Source organism: Achromobacter sp. EB05 (genome assembly GCF_044232075.1).
Taxonomy (GTDB): Bacteria; Pseudomonadota; Gammaproteobacteria; order Burkholderiales; family Burkholderiaceae_B; genus Achromobacter; species Achromobacter dolens.
The window spans coordinates 2,126,979-2,146,498 of the sequence record NZ_CP155917.1 but is presented as its reverse complement, the minus strand read 5'-3'; the positions used below and the strand labels follow the sequence as shown (position 1 = coordinate 2,146,498).

The 19,520-nt window shown below is 63.2% G+C and carries 26 protein-coding genes and 2 pseudogenes; 13 read left to right on the top strand and 15 right to left on the bottom strand.

Going from position 1 to position 19,520, the window contains the following annotated elements:
• Positions 1–37 precede the first annotated feature (37 nt).
• From AAID08_RS09930 to AAID08_RS09915, 4 genes are all read right to left on the bottom strand, one after another.
• A complete protein-coding gene (locus tag AAID08_RS09930; protein ID WP_116792092.1) occupies positions 38–1,144 on the bottom strand; it encodes an AGE family epimerase/isomerase in 1,107 nt (368 codons plus the stop codon).
• A gap of 149 nt (positions 1,145–1,293) precedes the next feature.
• The gene (locus tag AAID08_RS09925; protein WP_006218759.1) at positions 1,294–1,506 is read right to left on the bottom strand and encodes a hypothetical protein; all 213 of its coding nucleotides are present in this window, start codon (positions 1,504–1,506) and stop codon (positions 1,294–1,296) included.
• A gap of 293 nt (positions 1,507–1,799) precedes the next feature.
• Positions 1,800–2,024 carry a hypothetical protein gene (locus AAID08_RS09920; RefSeq protein WP_006394087.1) on the bottom strand — a complete coding sequence of 75 codons (225 nt, stop codon included), beginning with the start codon at positions 2,022–2,024 and terminating at the stop codon, positions 1,800–1,802.
• 42 nt (positions 2,025–2,066) lie between these two features.
• Positions 2,067–2,978 carry a DMT family transporter gene (locus AAID08_RS09915; protein WP_064528659.1) on the bottom strand — a complete coding sequence of 304 codons (912 nt, stop codon included), beginning with the start codon at positions 2,976–2,978 and terminating at the stop codon, positions 2,067–2,069.
• A 160-nt stretch (positions 2,979–3,138) separates the two neighbouring features.
• Between AAID08_RS09915 and AAID08_RS09910 the strand changes: the two genes are divergently transcribed.
• Entirely contained in the window at positions 3,139–3,609 is a 471-nt protein-coding gene (locus AAID08_RS09910; protein ID WP_006388018.1) for an Lrp/AsnC family transcriptional regulator, read from the top strand.
• Positions 3,610–3,709: 100 nt separating this feature from the next.
• Positions 3,710–3,943, top strand: coding sequence for a hypothetical protein (locus tag AAID08_RS09905; RefSeq protein ID WP_054432335.1), 234 nt, complete (start codon positions 3,710–3,712; stop codon positions 3,941–3,943).
• Positions 3,944–4,047: 104 nt separating this feature from the next.
• Here the strand turns inward: AAID08_RS09905 and AAID08_RS09900 are convergent, their stop codons facing one another.
• From AAID08_RS09900 to AAID08_RS09890, 3 genes are all read right to left on the bottom strand, one after another.
• Positions 4,048–4,641 carry a YSC84-related protein gene (locus AAID08_RS09900; RefSeq protein WP_054503841.1) on the bottom strand — a complete coding sequence of 198 codons (594 nt, stop codon included), beginning with the start codon at positions 4,639–4,641 and terminating at the stop codon, positions 4,048–4,050.
• A gap of 242 nt (positions 4,642–4,883) precedes the next feature.
• Positions 4,884–5,138, bottom strand: a complete 255-nt coding sequence (locus AAID08_RS09895) for a hypothetical protein (RefSeq protein ID WP_054503842.1) — start codon at positions 5,136–5,138, stop codon at positions 4,884–4,886.
• A 207-nt stretch (positions 5,139–5,345) separates the two neighbouring features.
• Positions 5,346–6,209, bottom strand: coding sequence for a MurR/RpiR family transcriptional regulator (locus AAID08_RS09890; RefSeq protein WP_054503843.1), 864 nt, complete (start codon positions 6,207–6,209; stop codon positions 5,346–5,348).
• 156 nt (positions 6,210–6,365) lie between these two features.
• On the opposite strand from AAID08_RS09890, the gene AAID08_RS09885 reads away from it, so the two are divergent.
• From AAID08_RS09885 to AAID08_RS09875, 3 genes are read left to right on the top strand one after another with little or no spacing between them, the layout of a single operon-like run.
• Positions 6,366–7,364, top strand: a complete 999-nt coding sequence (locus AAID08_RS09885; RefSeq protein ID WP_395757581.1) for a Bug family tripartite tricarboxylate transporter substrate binding protein — start codon at positions 6,366–6,368, stop codon at positions 7,362–7,364.
• 9 nt (positions 7,365–7,373) lie between these two features.
• Positions 7,374–8,327: a succinylglutamate desuccinylase/aspartoacylase family protein gene (locus tag AAID08_RS09880; RefSeq protein ID WP_116792095.1), complete on the top strand. Its 954-nt coding sequence runs from the start codon at positions 7,374–7,376 to the stop codon at positions 8,325–8,327.
• Positions 8,328–8,684, top strand: coding sequence for a hypothetical protein (locus AAID08_RS09875; protein WP_116792096.1), 357 nt, complete (start codon positions 8,328–8,330; stop codon positions 8,682–8,684).
• A 19-nt stretch (positions 8,685–8,703) separates the two neighbouring features.
• Here the strand turns inward: AAID08_RS09875 and AAID08_RS09870 are convergent, their stop codons facing one another.
• From AAID08_RS09870 to AAID08_RS09850, 5 genes are all read right to left on the bottom strand, one after another.
• Positions 8,704–9,207 (bottom strand): ankyrin repeat domain-containing protein, encoded by a 504-nt coding sequence (locus AAID08_RS09870; RefSeq protein ID WP_144655197.1) that lies wholly within the window; start codon positions 9,205–9,207, stop codon positions 8,704–8,706.
• Between the two features lie 53 nt (positions 9,208–9,260).
• Positions 9,261–9,695 (bottom strand): GNAT family acetyltransferase, encoded by a 435-nt coding sequence (locus tag AAID08_RS09865; RefSeq protein ID WP_049075013.1) that lies wholly within the window; start codon positions 9,693–9,695, stop codon positions 9,261–9,263.
• 279 nt (positions 9,696–9,974) lie between these two features.
• On the bottom strand, positions 9,975–10,892 hold the full coding sequence (locus AAID08_RS09860; protein ID WP_395757580.1) for a PhzF family phenazine biosynthesis protein: 918 nt from the start codon (positions 10,890–10,892) through the stop codon (positions 9,975–9,977).
• 135 nt (positions 10,893–11,027) lie between these two features.
• The gene (locus AAID08_RS09855) at positions 11,028–11,333 is read right to left on the bottom strand and encodes an NIPSNAP family protein (RefSeq protein ID WP_006388009.1); all 306 of its coding nucleotides are present in this window, start codon (positions 11,331–11,333) and stop codon (positions 11,028–11,030) included.
• A 70-nt stretch (positions 11,334–11,403) separates the two neighbouring features.
• Complete coding sequence (locus AAID08_RS09850; RefSeq protein WP_395757579.1) at positions 11,404–11,724, bottom strand: hypothetical protein; 321 nt, start codon at positions 11,722–11,724, stop codon at positions 11,404–11,406.
• Positions 11,725–12,023: 299 nt separating this feature from the next.
• Between AAID08_RS09850 and AAID08_RS09845 the strand changes: the two genes are divergently transcribed.
• A complete protein-coding gene (locus tag AAID08_RS09845) occupies positions 12,024–12,182 on the top strand; it encodes a DUF6726 family protein (RefSeq protein ID WP_064526947.1) in 159 nt (52 codons plus the stop codon).
• A 102-nt stretch (positions 12,183–12,284) separates the two neighbouring features.
• Here AAID08_RS09845 and AAID08_RS09840 read toward each other — a convergent pair whose 3' ends face one another.
• Complete coding sequence (locus AAID08_RS09840) at positions 12,285–12,932, bottom strand: hypothetical protein (protein ID WP_231133017.1); 648 nt, start codon at positions 12,930–12,932, stop codon at positions 12,285–12,287.
• A gap of 260 nt (positions 12,933–13,192) precedes the next feature.
• Here AAID08_RS09840 and AAID08_RS09835 point away from each other — a divergent pair, with 260 nt between their 5' ends.
• The 4 genes and pseudogenes from AAID08_RS09835 to AAID08_RS09820 all read left to right on the top strand — a co-directional run.
• On the top strand, positions 13,193–13,951 hold the full coding sequence (locus AAID08_RS09835; RefSeq protein ID WP_395757578.1) for an MFS transporter: 759 nt from the start codon (positions 13,193–13,195) through the stop codon (positions 13,949–13,951).
• Positions 13,952–14,236: 285 nt separating this feature from the next.
• A complete protein-coding gene (locus tag AAID08_RS09830) occupies positions 14,237–14,395 on the top strand; it encodes a DUF6726 family protein (protein ID WP_006388004.1) in 159 nt (52 codons plus the stop codon).
• A 210-nt stretch (positions 14,396–14,605) separates the two neighbouring features.
• Entirely contained in the window at positions 14,606–15,043 is a 438-nt protein-coding gene (locus tag AAID08_RS09825; protein ID WP_049051322.1) for a hypothetical protein, read from the top strand.
• A 72-nt stretch (positions 15,044–15,115) separates the two neighbouring features.
• A pseudogene (locus AAID08_RS09820) lies at positions 15,116–15,655 on the top strand (hypothetical protein); the annotation flags it as partial.
• Between the two features lie 290 nt (positions 15,656–15,945).
• On the opposite strand, the gene AAID08_RS09815 reads toward AAID08_RS09820, so the two are convergent.
• Positions 15,946–16,890: a hypothetical protein gene (locus AAID08_RS09815; RefSeq protein ID WP_157810491.1), complete on the bottom strand. Its 945-nt coding sequence runs from the start codon at positions 16,888–16,890 to the stop codon at positions 15,946–15,948.
• Positions 16,891–17,011: 121 nt separating this feature from the next.
• Here AAID08_RS09815 and AAID08_RS09810 point away from each other — a divergent pair.
• Positions 17,012–17,689, top strand: a pseudogene (locus AAID08_RS09810) (SOS response-associated peptidase).
• A gap of 63 nt (positions 17,690–17,752) precedes the next feature.
• The gene (locus tag AAID08_RS09805) at positions 17,753–17,938 is read left to right on the top strand and encodes a hypothetical protein (RefSeq protein ID WP_395757577.1); all 186 of its coding nucleotides are present in this window, start codon (positions 17,753–17,755) and stop codon (positions 17,936–17,938) included.
• 3 nt (positions 17,939–17,941) lie between these two features.
• On the opposite strand, the gene AAID08_RS09800 is transcribed toward AAID08_RS09805, so the two are convergent.
• On the bottom strand, positions 17,942–18,118 hold the full coding sequence (locus AAID08_RS09800; protein ID WP_395757576.1) for a hypothetical protein: 177 nt from the start codon (positions 18,116–18,118) through the stop codon (positions 17,942–17,944).
• 227 nt (positions 18,119–18,345) lie between these two features.
• On the opposite strand from AAID08_RS09800, the gene AAID08_RS09795 reads away from it, so the two are divergent.
• Positions 18,346–19,281 (top strand): hypothetical protein, encoded by a 936-nt coding sequence (locus AAID08_RS09795; RefSeq protein WP_395757575.1) that lies wholly within the window; start codon positions 18,346–18,348, stop codon positions 19,279–19,281.
• The last annotated feature ends 239 nt before the right edge of the window (positions 19,282–19,520 follow it).

Below are 19,520 nucleotides of genomic sequence, written 5' to 3'. Positions count from 1 at the left end.
CCTATTCCCGGTTAGACAAAAATTGTTAACGGCGCAATTAAACAACGGCTGGCAAGGCCGCCAGGCAGGTTGCGAGGTGGTAGGGCGAGGTCGAAGGCATATCCGCCCGCGCCACCGCGCCCTCACGGTCCAGGCATTCGTACCAGCCGCCGGGGTGCAGGAAACGGGCGCGAAAGCCGGCCAGCGCCTGGTTCAACGCCGGCAGGTCGCCCAGCACCGCCAGCACGCGCAGGTACTCGGTCTGCGCCCAGATCCGGCGGGTGTCGTCCAGCACCGCGCCCCGCTCGTCCAGTGCGGCCAGCACGCCCCCCGCGTCCACGCCGTGGCCACGGGCCCAGTGCACGCCGCGCGGCAGCGACTCCAGCAGATCGAGGCCGTCGAACACCTCGGCCGACTCGCGCACCAGCGACAGCCACTCGAACTGGTGGCCCGGCTCGATGCGATTGCCAGGCGTGCCCTGCGGCAGTTCGGCAATGCACTGCGTCGGCGCGCTCAGGAACACCTGGCTCATGACCTGCGCCAGGCCGCGCAGGCGGGCCGCGAACAGCGCCGGCTCAGCTACCTGGGCCGCGGCCAGGTAGGCCTCGGTCAGGTGCATCATGGGATTCTGTGCAGGCCCGCGCAACGCCTCGCCCCAATCATGGCTCAGCGCGGCTTGATAGCGCCCGTCGCTCATCCTGAAGCGCGATTCGATGGTCTCGGCCGTGGCCAGCAGCAGCTTGCGCGCCTGCGCGTTGCGCGAACGGCGGAAATACGCGGCGCAGGCGAACACAATGAAGGCATGGGTATACAGGTCCTGCGTCGGGTCGAGCGGCCGGCCGTCCGCATCCACGCTGTAGCGCCAGCCGCCATGCTCCTCATCGCGGAACACGCGGCACATCGAGGCGAACAAGCGGTCGGCATGCGCGCCCGCGGCGGCGCCCGGCGCGCCTGCATACACATACAACTGACGCGCGCAGGCCATGGCGCGATAGCGCTCGGCGGGCAGCGGCTCGCCGGTGGCGGCATCCAGGGATTCGAAGGGAAGACCCAAGGCGTCATTGAAGCCCCGCCCCATCCACATGGGCAGGATGACCGAGTCGAAATGCTCGTGAAAAGCGTTGATGTGCTCCGCCAGCGCGGAATTGGTCTGTGCGGCAGTCATCTTGGAATGACGCAGGCCCGATGAGAGCCATTTGTTTTGAAGCAGCGACGATAACCGAAATTTCCGCCGCCATCTCTGGAACGCCATTCTGAGCGTCATGCGCACACAGACCGGTACAGCCGTTCAGCTTCCTTCAAGCGCGGATGCGCCTATCGGAAGATGTTTTCCTCGACCCAGTTCTGCGCGAATATTTCCGCGCGATCGCGTGCTTCGTCCAACGAAGCGCAGTTGCCCAAGTGGGAAAACGCGGCATCCACTTCGGTGCCGCCCTCAGCCGTTACCGTCAGCAATACGCCATATCCGCCGGTATCCATGGCCGCTGTGGAAACGTCGATCAGTACTTCCTGGTCACGATGCTGCATGTGCTACCTCCCAGTCGGTTACCTAAACGCGTGAACCACGCGTGACGTAGCGGGTGCAGAATTCCCGCGCAAATGAATAGACCTGAATTCGTCACGCAAGTTCATCTTACCGGCGACATGCTGGCGGCGATACGTCCGGACGCTGCCAAATCGAACAAACCGTCTCAGGAGATTCCCGTAGCCCATCTGGCTGAGCCCGGCCGCGCGCTCGATTGGAACGCGCAGACATTCGCAATAAATGCACCAATTCGTGACGCGCCAACGCGGTCACAAACATGCAGTGGAAATCGGGATTAACGCAGATGGATGGCGCCGGGCTCTTCCATGCGCAGCGCCAGCTTGCCCTTTTCAGTGATCCGCCAGGCGCCGTCGGGGCCGGGATCGATACAGCGCAGCGTCTGCAAGGCTTCGGCCACATGCGCGGGCACGGTGGTCTGGACGGCGCCCGGTTCCGAATTGTCGGCAACGATGCGCAGCCAATGTCCCAGTTCGCCTTTCTCGAAACGATGCAATGCCATGCGTGACTCTCAGTTCAATACCGCAACGATAGCATGCCGCTCCTACGACGGCCGCAGCGCCAGCGGACGTTTCACGCGCGCCGCCGCGGCCGACGCGGCCACGCTCAGCGCAATCAATCCCAGGCCCAGCATCAGGTCTGGCGAGAGGTGTTCATGGAACACCACCGACGACACGATCAGGCCGATGACCGGCACGCAGAGCATCGCAATCGAGGTCGCCACCGGCGGCAGTTTCTGCGTCATGCCCAGCACCACGATGAAGGTCAGCGCCGTGGCCAATGGCCCGGTGTACAGGATCACCGGCCAGGCGTCTGGCACGCCCAGGAATGCCGGAGCGCCGTCGCGCAGCCAGGCCAGCGCGGCCAGCGGCACGGTGGCGATCGCGGTCTGCCACGGAATCATGTCGGCGCCCAGGCGCACGTGGCGATTGCCGCGCAACTGGATGATGTTGCAGGCCCAGGCAAACGAGGCGCCCAGCAGCATCACCAGGCCGATGACGGTATGCGCTTGCCACGGGCTGAAGGCCGGCGCGACGATCACGCCGATGCCCGCGTAGCTGAGCGCGGTGGCCAGCCACTGCGCCGGCGACAGCCGTTCCTTGAGCACCAGCGACGACAGCGGAATGACCCAGATCGACGTGGCGTAGGCAATCACCGATGCGCGCCCCGGCGCCACATACTGCAATGCCCACAAGGCCAGCGCGGTGAACGCGCCCATCTGCAAAAGGGCCACGCCCGCCACCAGCGGCCATTCCTGGCGCGTCGGCAACCGCAACCGTCCCAGCAGCGCCAGCACCGCCGCGCTGATCAACGCGGCCGACCCGAACCGGCTGGCCGCCAGCCACAACGGGCTCATGTGCGCCAGGCCCAGTTTCATGACGGGCCAGTTGCCGCCCCAGATCATGACCGCCCCGGCCAGGGGCAAGAACTTGCGCAAGGTACTGTGCTGACTCATCGCTACTGCTGCTACCGCTTGAATATTCCGTGCTTTGGCCGATTCGCCAAAGAAAGCGGTAGTCTATAGGGTAAACCCCAGCATATTTCACCTCAATTTGCCGCCATACCATGCATACTCAGCACAAGTGCATGGTTCTCTACACAATTACAGGTCTCTTATGCCGGATATCAACCTGGATGCCACCGACATCCGTATCCTCAACGAACTCCAGCGCGACGCGAGGCTCACCAATGTCGAGCTGGCCGCGCGCGTGAATCTGTCGGCCTCGCCCTGTCTGGCGCGGGTGCGCCGGCTTGAAACCGAAGGCTTGATCGACCGCCGCGTCACACTGCTGAACGCCCGCAAGCTCGGCTTGAAGGTCAACGTGTTCATCCAGATCTCGCTGGACAAGCAGCGCAAGGCCGCGCTCGACGTGTTCGAACGCGAAATCGCGGTGCTGCCGGAAATCATGGAGTGCTATCTGATGTCGGGCGACGCCGACTACCTGATCCGCGCCCTGGTGCCCGACGTCGATGCGCTCGAGCGGCTGATCGTCGAACACATCACGCGCATTCCCGGCGTGGCCAGCATCCGCTCCAGCTTCGCGCTCAAGCAGGTGCTCTACACCACCGCCGTGCCGCTTGGTTGACGGCGCTTGCGGGATCGCCCCGGCCAGCCCAAAATGAAAAGGTCCGCCGCCGGTTCCGGCCGGCGCCGGCGTCCCTCCATCGCTTAGCAAGGAGCACACCATGCCTGAAACCGAATGGTTCCCCGGCAGCACGCTACCCGATCGTCAGGGCTACTTCGAAGTGGCGTTCGACACCGGCGAAACCGAGATCACGCGCTACGGCATCCTGGGTTGGGAACCCGCCGAGGAACGCGGCCGCATCCTGCGGTGGCGCGGCCTGGATCCGAAGATCGAAGCCGCGGAAATCGAACGCGAGAGCGCCGTGCGCAATCACGGCGACGACATCCTGCGCTGACGCGTCGACCCCGCACAAAAAAATGCCGCGGCTGGCCACCGCGGCATTTTTTTCTCACAGGCATCGGCATGGCCCGGACGTGACTGTCCGGGCATCGATGATCCTTACATATCGATCTTCGCGATCTTGGTGCCTTCCAGCGACACGCCCGCCATCAGGCCGCCGTTGTTGAGCACGAAACCCACCACCGGCTGCTGCGCGGTGTTGGTGTCGATACGGCCGTTGGCGCCGATGTTCACCACCGCCACCGTGGCGTCCGCGCCCACCGTCCAGCCATTGCTGTTGCGGAACTTGTTCAAAGCCTCGTCCGTCATGAACAGCACGAACATCGCCTTGGACTGCGCGCCCGCCTGGAAGCCGATCGAGCCGGCGGTGGTGCTGTAGTAGCCGGCGTTGGCGCCGCCCACGCGCAGCACGCCCTTGCCGTGTTGCGCGCCGATGAAGAAGCTGCCGCTCAACACGTCAGGGAAGATCAGCACGCCCTTGGCGCGCGCGACCAGATCCTTGGATTGCGGCGCGGCCTGGTAGAGCTTGCCCAGCGATGCGTTGGCCGCGCTGTTGATGGATTGCCGTTGTTCGGATGCCGTGGCATTGGACTGCGGCGTGGTGGTGGTGCAACCGGCGAACAGCAGGCCGGCGACGCTGATTGTCGCGGCGGCCATGCCGACGCGGCGGAAACGAGGAAAAGTGTCGAACATGGAACTCTCCTTTTTGTTGTCATCCGTTGTCCACTGTACCGAGCGCACACAAGGGCGCAAGGCACATCTTGTGATAAAGGAAACAAAACCTACCGTGCCGCCATCCGCGAAATCGTGCCGAGCGCGGCGGCGGCGCATGACGGCACATGCATGCGCCACGCCGCGCGCGGCAACATTTGGTATGTCAATCTTCGTCTCGATACCAGACTGCAAGCCAATCGACACCGCTTGGCGACCACGCGCTACAGAATGCCGTAGCGCGGCTCGCCCGTCGCCGGGTCGACCGACACGATGCCGGACAACACCAGTTCCGCGTGCCGACGGGCAACACCGGCGTCCACGAACGTCACGAAACGCGGCAAGGGCCAACGCTGCTGGAAGTCCGTTTCGCCGGGCCGCGACACACTGACTTCTATCGCCAACGCCCCGGCATCGAGACTGACCACCTCACACATCACTTCGAAGCCGTCAATGTGACGTTGCGGCCACGGGTTCATTCCTGCGCTCCTGAATCTGCTTTGCCCGGCCGCAATATGCCAAAAATAATTTGGCTTGAAAAGCAATGTTTTCAAGGGGTTATGGCGTACTAGATGAGCTGGTGCCGTTGCACCTGGACAAGCGCGAAAACCCCTTGAATCCGGGGCAATTCGAGGCATTTCAGGATATGCGCGCCAACCGGCGCGCGTCATGCAAAGCGCGGCGCGTCAACGCGCCGGCGGGTGAATCCACTGCGAATCCCACAAGGCCTCGCCGCGCTCCAGCGTCGCGGCCAGTTCCTTTTTCCGGCGCAGGGCCACCGCCGCCAGCAACGCATTGCAGATCGACAGCGCGGCCACATGGGAATCGAACGGCGATGCGCTCGACGTGCGCGCCAACAGCACGTGGTGTGCCTGCGCGGCAGCGGGCGCGGCGGCGGAATCGGTGATCAGCACCACTTTGCCGCCGCGTTCGCGGAACACCTTGACGGCATTGGCCGCCGCCACCGAATAGCGCCGGAAGGTGAACGCCAGCAGCACGTCGTGCGGCTCCAGCCAGAGCAACTGGTCTTCCAGGAACATCGACCCCGACGCGGCCATCGCCTTGACGTCGGGCAGGCACAGGTTGAGATAGAGCGCCATGTGATTGGCCAGCGGCGCCGCCTGGCGCAGGCCCAGCACATGCACCCGGGCGCGGCGCTGCGTCAACAGCCGCACCGCTGCCTCGAACGCCGCCACGTCGATCGAGGCGAAGGTCGTCTCCAGGTTGTGCTGGTCATGCAGCAACGCATTGCGCAGGCATGCCTGCGCCGACGGATTGTCGACGCTGACGGCATCGGCGCGCTCGCCCGGCGAGGCCAACAGCGCCGTGAGTTCGGCGCGCGCCTGCATTTGCGCCTGGGCATAGCTGTCGTAGCCGAGCTTGGCCAGCAGGCGCACCACCGTCGATGCGCTGGTGCCGACGTTGCGCGCCAGCGCGGTCGCGGATTCGAGCAGGCCCTGCGGGTAGCGCGCCTGCATGTCCTCGACCAGGCGCCGTTCGGTCTTGGTCAGCTTCCGGTCGTAGGCGGCGATGCGTTGATGCAGATTCATGATGGCAAGGTCCCTGGGCCGGTTTCCACCTTGGAATGCCTCGCACGGGCCCTAGGTGATAACCCCAAATTCAACAACGTTCATTGCAGACTATATTTAGTTCTGCAATATTCTTTGCAGAATAGACTGAACTGTTCATCACCACAAGAGAGCTTCATGAAGCACCCATCCGAGGCCGCGTCGCCCGCCCGCCGCAATCTGCTCATCGCGGGCATGGCCGCCGCCCTGCTGCCGCTGTCCGCGCGCGCCGACGCCTATCCGTCGCGCCCCATCTCCCTCGTCGTGCCCTTCCCCGCCGGTGGCTCGGTCGACCTGGTCGGCCGCCTCTACGCCGAAATGCTGGGCAAGATCCTGGGCGTGACCGTGGTGGTCGAGAACCGCGATGGCGCCGGCGGCGCCATCGGCAGCCAGCGCGTGGCGCGCGCCAAACCTGATGGCTACACGCTGGTCGCGTCCTCGCAGAGTTCGCACCTGGCCAATCCGCTGATGCATCCCAACCTGGGCTACGACCCGATCAAGGATTTCACGTCCATCTCGCAGTTGGCGCGCACGCCCAATGTGCTGGTCACCAGCGCCGCCCTGCCCGTCAAGGACTTCGCGCAATTCGTCGCCTACCTGAAGGCGCATCCGGACGATGTCCACTTCGCCACGGCCGGCGTCGGCAGCATGGGCCAGTTGAACGCCGAGCTGCTCAAGCACACCCTGCAACTGCGCGCGGTGCACGTGCCCTATCGCGGCGGCGCGCCGCTGCTCAATGCGCTGCTGGCCAACGAGGCCCAGTTCGCGCTGGACAACCTGGCCCCCTTCCTGCCGCACATCCAGACCGGCAAGATGCGCGCGCTGGCCGTGGCCGCGCCCACGCGCCAGGAGGCGCTGCCCGACGTGCCCACCTTCGCCGAACTCGGCTACCCGGTGCTGAACGCGATGTCGTGGATCGGCCTTGCCGCTCCGGCCGGCACCCCGCCCGAAATCACCCAGAAACTGCTGGCCGCGGTGCAGACCGCGGCGCGCCAGGACAGCACCGTGCAGTCGCTGGAAAAGAGCGGCGCGCTGCCGCCCGAACTGCAGACGCCCCAACAATTCACCGACATGATGTCGCAGCGCCTGGCCTTGTATAAAGACCTGATCGACCGCGCCGGCATCCGTCCGGAATAGGATCCCCACATGACCCACCCCGCTTTCGCCCCCGACACCGCGCCCCTCGAGGTCCTGCCGCGCGACCTGTCCGCCTACCGCCAGGGCAACACCGGCATCGACTACGTGCACCGCTTCGAATCGGGCAAGCCCGGTCCGCATGTGCTGGTCAACGCTCTGACGCACGGCAACGAGATCTGCGGCATGGTGGCGGCCACGCACCTGCTCGATACGGGCGTGCGCCCGAAGATCGGCACGCTCACCGTGAGTTTTGCCAACATGGAGGCGTACAACGCCTTCGACATTGATAATCCCTACGAAAACCGCCAACTGGTTCACAACCTGAACCGCATCTGGTCGCCCGAATGGCTCGACGGCAGCGAGCAGAGCCCGGAGCTGCGGCGCGCGCGCGAGTTGCGCCCGGTGCTGGACGCGGCCGACTACGTGCTCGATATCCATTCGACGCGGGCGCCGGTGCAGCCGTTCTGGGTTTATCCGGAAATGGACCGCAACACCGCGCTGGCCGCCGCCGTCGGCGCCCCCGCGGTGCAACTGGTGATGCCGGCCGGCCGCTTCCCCGGCACCGGCGTGCTGAACTACGGCCGTCATGGCGACCCCGCTTCGGACAGCGGCGGCGCGCTGGTGGTCGAATGCGGCCAGCACTTCGCGCAATCGGCCGCCCTGCTCGCCACCGACGTCACGCTGCGCTTCCTCGCGCACCTGGGCCTGATCGACGCCCCGGCCAACAGCGCGCCCGCGGCGCCCGCGCAGCCGTTCCGGCTGCTCGAGGTGCACATGGTCAAGTCCGAGGACTTCACCTTCACGCGGCCGCTGCTGGGCTTCGAGGTGTTCAACAAGGGCGAGCTCATCGCCATCAACGCCGGCGAGGAAATCCGCTCGCCGTGCGACAACTGCACCATTTTCATGCCGACCCGCATGCCCATCGTCGGCCGTGAAGCGGTGTACCTGACCGAGCCGATGTAAATGTGGGAGCCCCATCCCTGGGACCTGGACGACGCCGCCGCTGACATCCAGCGGCAGGGTTTCCATGTCCGCGGGATGGTGGCCGTCGGCTGGCAAAGCATCCCGTTCGGCGACTTGCCGGCCGAGGGACTGTTCGGCCTGACCGCGGATCAACTGCGCTCGGCCGAAGCCGTCTGCCATGCCACCGTGCAGGACGAGCATTGGGTGCTGACCCAACGGCTCTGGCATGACTTTCCCGATCCGCCCGAATGGGGACTGTGGACCCGACCGCGGGACGCAGCCGGACAACCCTGGACCTCCTGGGGTCAGTTCGCCGCCCTTCCGCCGGCGTGGCGCCTGCCGCCCGGCGTCGACTGAGCGCGCGGGGCGACGGGCTCTACGCCTCGGGGAACGCCGGCTCGGCGCCCGCCTCCTCCAGCAGGTCCGCCACGTCCTGCGCGCCCTTCTCGATGGCCCAGGCCCAGGCGTTCCAGCCTTCTTCGTCGCGGCGGTCGGCCTCGGCGCCATGCGCCAGCAGCAACGCGGTGATGGCGGCATTGCCGCGCGCCGCGGCCGCCATCAAGGGCGTGCCGCCGTCGTCGGACGCGGCATCCACCTGCGCCCCCGCCTCCAGCAGCAAGGCCACCAGCTCCAGGTGCTCCCAGCCCGCGGCCTGATGCAACGCGGTCAATCCATGCCCCGCCTGGCAGGCCGTGTCCGCGCCCTGCGCCAGCAGCAGGCGCGCCGCCTCGGCCGCGCCGGCGGTCGCCGCGCAGAACAGCGGCGTGGCGCCGAACGCATTGCGCGTGTCCACCGCCGCGCCAAGCGCCAGCGCCTGCGCCACGCCCGGCGCGTCGCCGGCCGTCGCCGCCTGCAGCAGTTGTTCGTCTGGTGTCGTCATGAAAAACCCGTCATCGGAAAGGAATCGAAGGCGCCCATTAGACACCGCCCGGCTCACAGATCGGGAATCAGGCGCTTGCCCAGGCTGATCACCTCGTCCTGCTGGAACCCCAGGCTGGCATAGAAGTCCTTGACCGCCAGGTTACTGGCGCGGATCAGCAGGTTGATCTTGGGGCAGCCCATCTCCAGGAACTTGCGCTCCAGCGCCCGCATCAACGCCGAGGCATAGCCGCGGCGCTGATGCGCCGGCGACACCGCCAGGTAATTGACCCAGCCGCGGTGGCCATCGTAGCCACCCATCAGCGTGCCGACGATGACGCCGTCCGCCTCGCCCACCAGGAACAGGTCGGCTTGCACGGTCAGCTTGCGCGCCACGTCCTTGCGCGGATCGTTCCAGGGGCGCGTCAGCCCGCAATCGGTCCACAACTGGATGATGGCGGCTTCGTCCGCCGGATGAAAAGACCGGATGGCCAGTTCGGGATGCTTCATGCTTCGTTCCTCTTGAAGGAAAAACGAAGGCCGGGCGCTACGCCTCGATGGCTGGAAAGCAAAGCGCGCATGCCGCGCAAACAAAAAGGCCACGAGGGGTATCGTGGCCTTCTGGAGGGAACACCGGGGATCCGGCGTTCGAACACGGCTTGCCACTCAACGCAGGCGTCGAGTGATTCGTCGGTTGTCTGCCCGGGCCGGCGCGGCCGGCGGGGCAATGAGAATGCGGTTCATGGCGGGCAGCATACACGACCCCGGCCCGCCGCGCCAAGCGGCCGCTCAGGCCGCGGCGGGCGCCGGCAGCGTGCCTTCCATCACCACCACCGCCTGGCCCGCCACGCCGGCCCACACGCCGTCATCGCGGACCTCGGCGTGCGCCAGCAACAGGCTGGCGCGGCCCATGTCGACGCCCTGCGCCACCCGCAGGCGCAACTCGCCCTTGCCGCGCAGGGCCGCCCGCAATGCCGTGGCGGCGCCAGTCGCGCTGCCGGTGGCCGGGTCCTCGGTCATGCGGCCGGTGAACATGCGCGCCTGGATGTCGGTCGGCCCCAGCGGCGTCTCGGCGCCACAATCGGTGGTGTAGGCATAGATGGAACGGGCGCCGTCCAGCGGCAGCAATGCCGCATAACCGGCCGGATCCGGCCGCGCACGGCGCAACGCATCGCGGCTGGCCAGTTGCACCACCAGGAAGATCAGGCCTACGGACACCACCTGGGGCGCATGCTCGGACAGCAGGATATCGTCCGGCGCCAGGCCGAGGGCGCGCGCCGCGGCCTCGGCCGTCACCTGGCTGGCGCGCGTCAACGGCTGCGGCGCGGCCAGCTCGGCGCCGAGCAGGCGGCCGTCCGCGCCATAGCGCAGGTCGATGCGCACCAGGCCCGCCTCTTCCTCGAACACGAAGCGCGCCGGCGCCGGCTTGCCGGCCGCGATCATCTCGCGCGCCAGCACCACCGCCGTGCCCACGTTCGGGTGGCCGGCGAACGGCACCTCGCGGTCGGGCGTGAAGATGCGCACCCAGGCCGTGTGTGCGGCATCGCGCGCCGGCAGCACGAAACTGGTTTCGGAATAATTGAATTCGCGGGCGATGCGCTGCATCTGCGCGGTATCGAGGCCCTCGGCCTCCAGCACCACCGCGAGCGGGTTGCCCTGGTAGGCATGCTCGGTGAAGACATCGGCGGTGACGTAGCGGTAGCGCATGCGGGTTCCTTCAAAGGGATGGCGGATGCGGAAAATTATCCGCGCCGCCCGCCCCGCGCGACAGACACAGAGCCGCAGAAATCCGGGCATAACAGGCGCGCGGTCGGATCAGGCCCGCCACGCGCCGCGCAATGCTCAGTCGAACACGGGGCGAAAGAAGCTGCGCTCATAGCTCAGGATGCAGCGCGTGTCTTCGGCGTACTTGAACGCCGCCTGGCATTGCGCGTCCTGCATCGACTGCTGGCGATAGCGCTCGTATTCGGCCAGGCTGGGGAACGTGAACAAGGCCAGCGCGATGTTGTTGGCGCCCTCGGACGGCAGGAAGTACCCATGGTGCGTGCCGCCGAACTTCTCCACCAGCGGAATCCACATCTTGCCGTAGGCTTCGAATTCCTTGAGGCGGCTGGGGTCGATGACGTAACGCAGATAGCAGGTAACCATGAAGACTCCAATAGCGGATGACTGTGGCGCGAACGCGCCGCGGCATCCTAGCTCGCGGGGCGAATCCCGGTCAATCGGTCGAGCGCGGCGGCGGCAGGCCAAGCGCCTGCATGCGCTCGGCAAAGCGCCGTGCAACGTCATCCGGCAGGCCGGTGACCGTCACAACGAACGCGTGGTACCACGGATTGGCATGCGCGGTATCGAACTCGAAAGCCAGCGGGTACTGGTTCTCTGCCGCCGACACCTCACGCAAGGCCTCGGCCACGTGGTCGCCGGCATCATCGAAATTGCCGTGGCCGTATCGCGCCTCGATGTCCTGGCAGGCAAAGCGGTAATGACGCACGGCGGCATCCGGTTTCGGCGGGTGGGGCATGGAATTCGACGGCGTCATCAATTTATGCGACGGCAGGATAACCTACCTCCCGCGGAAGGCGCGGACGACGTCAGCGGCGTCCTGGCCCGCGCGCCCATGGCTGACCGACACGCCACACGCATGCTGCCCCTCAGGGGCGCAACCAGGCAATTCCGCGACCATGGGTGCAGGCCCCGGTTACATCCTGATTGATCGCAGGCAAACGTCATTACATTCGCCCATCAATTCCCCACTATTGCCAGCAGGCCCGCAACGCACAATCTCCCCACTGCACCCTGGCCTCGCCGACGGTGCCAACATCCGCCGGCGCATATCCCATGAAGTGGTTGCTGATCTGCCTGCTCTGCCTGCCCTGCACGGGCTGCGGCCTCGCCGCCGCGCCTTGTCGCGTCACGTCCGCCGTGATCAAGATCGTGCCGGTCGTCGGCGGCGTCGCGGCCGCGCCGACGGATGCGTGCGCGGAGGTTATCGACTGATGGCGAGCGGCCCCACGCTTCGCTCGCTCCGAGTCTGAACGCATTGACAACGAGACCACGCACTACACGCATGCCGCGAGTATCCCCGAAATGCAAAAGCAGCTATTTCGACGGCAGCAGTAAGACCAGCGCTTCACCTTTGTCCAGCGCGGACCGGGCGGAAACGTCAGACAGCGTGATAAGGAAATCGCCGCCGCGCTTTATGGTCAGGCTATTGATGACATGGGGAGTCTGGTCGATATACGCCGCCAAAGCCGTGAATGCGAAATCCTTGCCCGTATCGTTCTTGACCCGAATGACAAACTTCAGGTCCAGCCCGCCCACGGGCGATCGCTTCTGCGCGTTGATGATGCGGGCCTTCACCTGATCCGGAACGCTGACTCGCAGCAAGGCCTTCTCGTTCGAAATCAGGTTGATATGGGAAGGCGATGCCGGCTTGCCATCCAGGTCCTTATCGAGAAATATCGGTACCGAAAATCGCGCGTAGGAATCGAAACCCTTTCGAAAGCACTCTTGGTATTTGGCATCGGAGAAAATACCGGGCATGGCCTTTTGGACATCCTGCACCGAGGTCGATGGCAGCCGCGAATCCTCATGGCTTTGGCAGCTCGGCACCTCCACATACAAATTGCCGGATAGCTGCTTGCTCGGCGCAGTCAGTAGGTCAGAAAGGCTGACCGCGGTCTCGACTGTAGTCTTGCACCCGGAAATCAAGGCGGCAACGCATGCCAGCACGGCAATTCTCTTCATCCTCGACATTTTTTCTCCATTCGGCCAGCAACGGATGGCGTTGCGTGTAGCTCGATTAATCAAAAGCAGAACCCTGAATTTTAACTATCAATGAAAAATTATATCTAATTGATTAATCGCGCGACAAACGCGGCAGGGCGGCGCGACTCGACACGAATCGCTGATGCAGTTGAAGCAAATGGCCGATTTTGCCGCGCCATATCTGCAAATAGCCGTGCCCGTACCACGCGTATGTTTCCGTCTTTGGGATGGCTGAAGGAATGCACAATGCGAGCGGTGGAAGCGAGCGACCTGACCGTACTGGAACAGGATTTCCTAAACTTGATGAACGTACTTTCCGACTGGCGCTGATCGCCCTGTTCGCCTTCGGCCAGACCCTCGCGCGGCATCCGCTGCTGCCCCTGGACATCTTCAAGTCGCGCCGTTACTCCTTCGCGGTGCTGACGTCCCTGACCATGTTCGTCTCGCAAGGCATCGCGCTGGTCGCGCTGCCGTTCGTGCTGCAGGACGCCTACGGCTACACCGCCCTGGAATCCGCGCTGGTCTTCACCCCGTGGCCCATCGCGGTCGCCGTCTGCGCGCCGTTCGCCGGGAGGCTCGCGAACCGCTTCAACGCCACCCAGGTCTCCAGCATCGGCGTCTTCACCTTCTGCCTGGGACTCGGCTCACTCGTGCTGCTGCCCGCCGATCCGGGCACCGGCGATTTCCTATGGCGCGTGGCGCTGTGCGGCATGGGCTACGGCTTCTTCCTGCCGCCCAACAACAAGGAAATGTTCGCCAACGCCGCCAGGAACCGCACCGCCACCGCCTCCGGCGCCCTGTCGACCGCGCGCACCACGGGCCAATCGCTGGGCGCGGCGCTGGTGGCCGTGGTGATCGCCCTGCTCGGCAAGGAAACCGGCGCCGCCTCGGGGCAATTCTCGCGCTCCGTCTTCGCCCTGGCCTGCGGCATCGCCGCGCTGTCGTTCTCCGCCAGCCTGCCGCGCGTGTACCGCCAGCGCGGCCAGGCGCCGCTGTGAGCGGCGTCGCCAATGGCGGATGCAAGCTGAAAAGAAAAGGCGGAACGCTGAAAGGGCAGAACACTCGATAGGCTGAACGTTCACGGCGGGTTGAGCATGATGAGGATGGCGTGACCATCACTTTCACTCGTATTGCCCCCCCCGCGTTACATCCTGTGCGCCCTCGCGCAAACGTCATTACATTCGCCGCTCAATTCCCCACTATTCGGGACCGGCCCGCGGCGCAAAATCCAGGCATTGCGCCACGGCCCCGCCCGCGGCGCCAATCCCTCGCCGACGAATCCCATGAAGTGGTTGCTGATTTCCCTGCTCTGCCTGTCCTGTACGGGCTGCGGCCTCGCCGCCGCGCCCTGCCGCGTCACCTCCGCGGTCATCAAGATCGTGCCGGTGGTGGGCGGCGTCGCCGCCGCGCCGACCGACGCCTGCGCGGAAGTCATCGACTGACCGCGACCCGCGTCAACCGGACTGGAAAAACGCGTAACGCTTGCCCGCGCGATGCGGACCAACGTAAAAGAATATCCGCGTCCTGCTGACGGCCTTCTGACTATTGGAACGAAACTTTACCGATGTGCTCATCTGGTTTTTTTGCCTTCTCAAAGGCAAAACGCGCTGACTATACTCGCGCACCCAACGTGCTCGACCCGAGGCTTCCAAATGCTAAAAAGCATCTGCCGCATTGCTCCCGCCGTCATCCTGCCGCTCACGCTGTCCGCCTGCATGGGCCTGTCCGTCTACTCGCCCACGCGCAACAAGCTCGATGCGCAGGTCGGCAAGAACATCAATGAAATGCTGCCCGCCTGGCCGCCCGAGACCGGCGCCAAGCCGTTCGTGAACAAGGTCGATGACCAGACCACGAGCTACACGTATGTCTATGGCTACCATCCGGGCCACTACGAAGGCCGCGGCTATTCCACCAACGGCCCGATGGGCACGACGTATGGGTCCTACAGCGCCTACGTGCCCGAATACACCGACTGCGCGGTGATCTTCTACACCGACAAGGCCGGCACCGTGCTGCGCTACGACATGAAGACGAATGGGAAGATCAGCTACAACTCGTGCGGGGAATACATCAGCGGGTTCAGGTTCTGAGCGCACTGATTCTATTCCTACGTCGTTGATCACGACCACGGCAGGTCGCCGAATCCCGAAAGCGGATTCTGCACCCTCGTGCACTGCATGTACAAAAAGCCAGGCGGCACGAACAATATTGTCGAAATGGCAAAGGTGGGCGACTGGGTCATGGGAACCGCCGGCGCGAGCAGAGCCAGTGCCGGCCACGGGAAGATCATCTATCTTATGCGTGTGGACGAGAAACTCCCCTTCAAGGATTTCCTGGTCGATCCCCGCTTCAATGGCCGTTGGGATCAGCGCGATGACCATCGCGGCAATCAGTGGGCGCTGGTATCCAGCCATTTCCACTACTTCGGCAAGGATGCCCTGAGCATCGCCCAACTTCCCCGCTCTCTAAGCAGTCTCAAGCTGGAGAAAAAAGGACCTCGGTATCGGCGCGACTTACCCGAAGACAAGGTTCTCGCGTTGACACAATGGTTGGCGAAAAACCGGCCCCTTGGCAAATCCGGTGAACCGTGCGCCCCGCTGACTCCCACGAAGTGTTCGCCTATTTGCATTCCCTCGGACTGCGATGACAAGCGCAACGGAACGCGACCCGCATCTGTAGCGAAATGCCGGTCAAGCTGCTGACTTGACCACATTCCTTCCCGGCGTTCTGCGAATGCGAGCATGACGCCCATTTAATGCAAGCCACAAAAATGAAAAAGGCCGTCAGTGATTTCTCACTGACGGCCTTTTGAACTACTGGTCGGGACGGCGGGATTCGAACTCGCGACCCCTTGCACCCCATGCAAAGAGGCGAAATAGAAACCTTTATTTTTCAATAACTTAGCGCGGCGCTCGCATGCAACCGTGCTCTCTTTTGACTATGTGAGAGCAGCCATGCCCCCATGAAAGTCCCCACCGCATCTAGCTGCCCTTTACCCTACTGGCCCCAGGACCTTCAACGTTATCGCTCTCACTTGAGCGTCATTCAAGGAAGGGATGTGTTCCTTAACCAGCTTATCTATGAGATCTAGATTGGCAGGCGCGCTGCCGATTGGTGCCAACCCTTGTTCTGCAATCGCATGCCGAAGGCGAAGTCGCATCGCTTTAGTAATGCCGATGTCGTCACCTTTCTTGTAAAGATCGGGATCCGTAGTGAATTCACGCCAGGAGTCTGCAAGCATGTTGCTCCGTCCGTGCTCGGAACTCCAAGGCGCCCAGGCTGCCGCAGCTGCGATTTTCTTGACCTGCTGCTGCACGTTATCCAACCTCTCGAGCATCAACTCACCTAACGAAACCTCTTGAGTTTTCAGCTGTGCAACCTTGATCGGCCCGAAACTTGAAAGATAGCTAGACTCATCACCACCTTCCGCAGCTTTCTTATACGTAGCCACGACCTTACTTGCCAGTTCAGTTTTAAATTTCTGCACATCGTTATACCTCAAATCTCTACGGTAGATTAGATGAGCGATAGGTCCTATATCGAATGAGAAATCCGTTTGGTCGTCTTTGATCAATACAACAGGCTTATCGAAGGCAACGCGCATCCCCAGTTCGAACATTACGTTGGGATTTCTACCACTGACGTCGCACACTACAATATCGTTCGTATTCAGATTTCGGACGATACTTGCTTGAATGACTGCGGATTCATTGGCGTTGCTCACCATGTCGCACTCAAATTCATACTCACTAATCGATTCGATAGCCTCCTGAATAATCGATCGGACTTCGGCCCAGTGTTGCGGTGGGCAGTTGTCAGTATTTGCGAGTGGCATCACCAAACCACAGACTAGTTTTTTTGAATCCACCGCCGAGGGAGCAGCCGGACTGGAATTAGCTGTGTCTGTCGTAGAGTTGGGAGCGCGGTCGCGAGGCATCTTAGTAATCTCCAAGTTTGCGAGATCGTAACCCATTGAAGCGAAAAAATACCAACACCACATCCCAAGATACCGACGAGGTTGGACTTATACTGGGCCTTCCTGTGCCCAGGAATGCGCTATGTGCGGTCGCATCGTACAGAAGTCCGGACCGCTCGATTACGTCGAGCGCATATTCCCCAATCCTCGAGCCTTGTTTGCCGACCCGACCGGCCCCCGCTACAACATCCCGCCAGGGACGCGGCCCATGGCAATGCACCGCCTCGCCGGCGACTTCGAACTGGAGCGGCTGCCCTGGGGCTGGCGCCCCCACAATTCCAAGTACCTCATGTCAAACGCGAGGCTGGACAAGATCCTCGCCAACGCCTGGCCGTGGAAGTTGCTCACGGCCCATGGCCGTATCCTGGTGCCGGCGGACGGCTGGTATGAATGAAAGCCCCTGGCCGATGGGTCGAAGCCGCCCAAGCAGCCGTACTACATCCACGCCACCGACAACGCGCCCCTTTTCTTCGCCGGCCTGAGCAACTGGCGGCCGGACGCCGAGAAGGACGAGGCCCACGGTTTCGCCATCGTGACCAATGACGCCGCGGGCGGCATGACCGACGTCCACGACCGCCGGCCGGTGGCGCTGCCGCCCGGCCTGGCTACCCACTGGATGGATCCGGAATTTCCCGCCGCCCAGGCGCTTGCGCTGTTGGAGCACGGCCTACCGGAAGCGGCCTTCACCTGGCACCCGGTGAGACAGGAAGTCGGCAATTCCAAGTACCAGATGCCCGATGCGATCAAGCAAATCGAATAGAGCCGGGCATACTGGAGGACGCCAAGAACGGGCCCCTCCATCAACCCACTACAAGGAGACTTGATGAAAGACTATTTCGAGCCGCACTGGAAGAAGCAATTCACCCAAAAGGTTCTCCGGATCCCTACACGGGACCTCATCGCCGCTTACGGGGAGGACTATCTGCCCCATCTCACCGCGTTCGCGGACGCCGAACTGAGCTGCGTCTCGCGTCAAGGCGCAGAATTCTGCGACCTGACCCGGGAATAGGCTTCAACCCTTCACTTTGTCATATAGCAGGATCGCCTTGGCCAACGTCGGCTCCATACCGTGGCGCGTGCCGTTTGCCGCCCAGACCTCGTACTGCCACCGGTTCTGCGCGAACACCCGGCAGATGGTCCAACCGCCAAGCCCTGCCCAGTAGTATTCGTCCCGCTGCTGCCAGTCCATCGCGTCAGCTATGTTCCGTCCGCTATCGGTCGAAATGGGTCCGAATTGCGCGAATTCTGGACTTGATTACACTGCACGCCTATTGGTCTTTGAATCAGAGGTGAGCGATGCGGGACGGATTTGGTAGAAAGGCCGCCTGGGTGGTCCGAATGGCATGTTGCATATGGGTACAGCTCGCTCTACCCGCACAAGCGACGGAGATCTCCGTCACGCCGCGTCAGCAGAACATGTTGACCGCGATATGGAACACGAGCGAATTTGCCAAGTCTTGGAATGAATCTCACGTTGTGTTTTCGTCAATGGAAGACTCTTTGCGACGCTCGGCATTGATCCGACGATGCCTGCCACGCCCGGATGAAACGCGCCTCTTCCGGCCGCCCTACCGGCAGTATGTCGAGACAGTGGGGGTGGCTTTCTACCGCTATCAGCGAAAGCCGGCCGGTTCGGCCGCACGTATTCTGGGGCAGCGGGGTACCCTTTGGGCAATTGACCAGTTAAGCGAGGAGCAATATGAACATTCAATGCGGCTGCTGACCGCTGCGGATTTCGCAAAGGCCAGAGCCGTAGTGGATCTTGGCTGGACGCTGGGCAGCATGACGACACCAGAAAACTTGATAGACATCTCCAGCGGATATAGGAATGTGGCCTTGCTGGCCCTGTTCAAACAGACGCTGGTCCAGACCGGCCAGCTAAAACCGGTGCTTGCCGCACTGGGCACCGCGGATCCCACCCTGCCAGAGGCGTTCGCCTCCTTGGAATTTCTGTGGCCAGTACCGCCAGACAAGTGGAATCACTGGCAGGATCTCGCGTTCAGACTAGAAAAGAATAGCGAGCGCATACAGTTGGCATATTGGGCGAGTTGGCCCGAACCCATGCGCAAGCAAGTGGACACCTACCTGGGCAATCCTCTTTTCAAACACATAGATGATGCGCAAGCGGCCGAGCGGGAATGGGCGAGCCGCATGAGGAATTTGCACGATGCGCATGTAGACGTGCGCACCTTGAACGACACTGAAAAGTTGGGGCGACAGATTTACTTCTATTTCGGCGAGGCCAAGGAGAAGGATTCCGATGCCGAATTGCTCAAAGCCTACGAGTGGCTTCGGCAACAGTCAATGGCGTACCTAGACACACATAAAGAGCAACTTTGCGCAAAGCCATAGATATTCTCTCATTCCGCCGCAGCCGCGTGGCAACCGCATCCTGGCCGTCCTCACCGCAATTGCTGGAATGGTCCGGCAGCGCGTGATAGATTTATCACGCTCGCGACGCCCATGCCGGCCGCCGCAGAGCATTCGCCCCAGCCCCCTCACGGGTTGGGGCGTTTTCATTTCGGCACCGCGTTATCTCCCAAGTCCTACCACTCTCCACACAAAACCGTTCGTAACTCCTGGTAAATTAG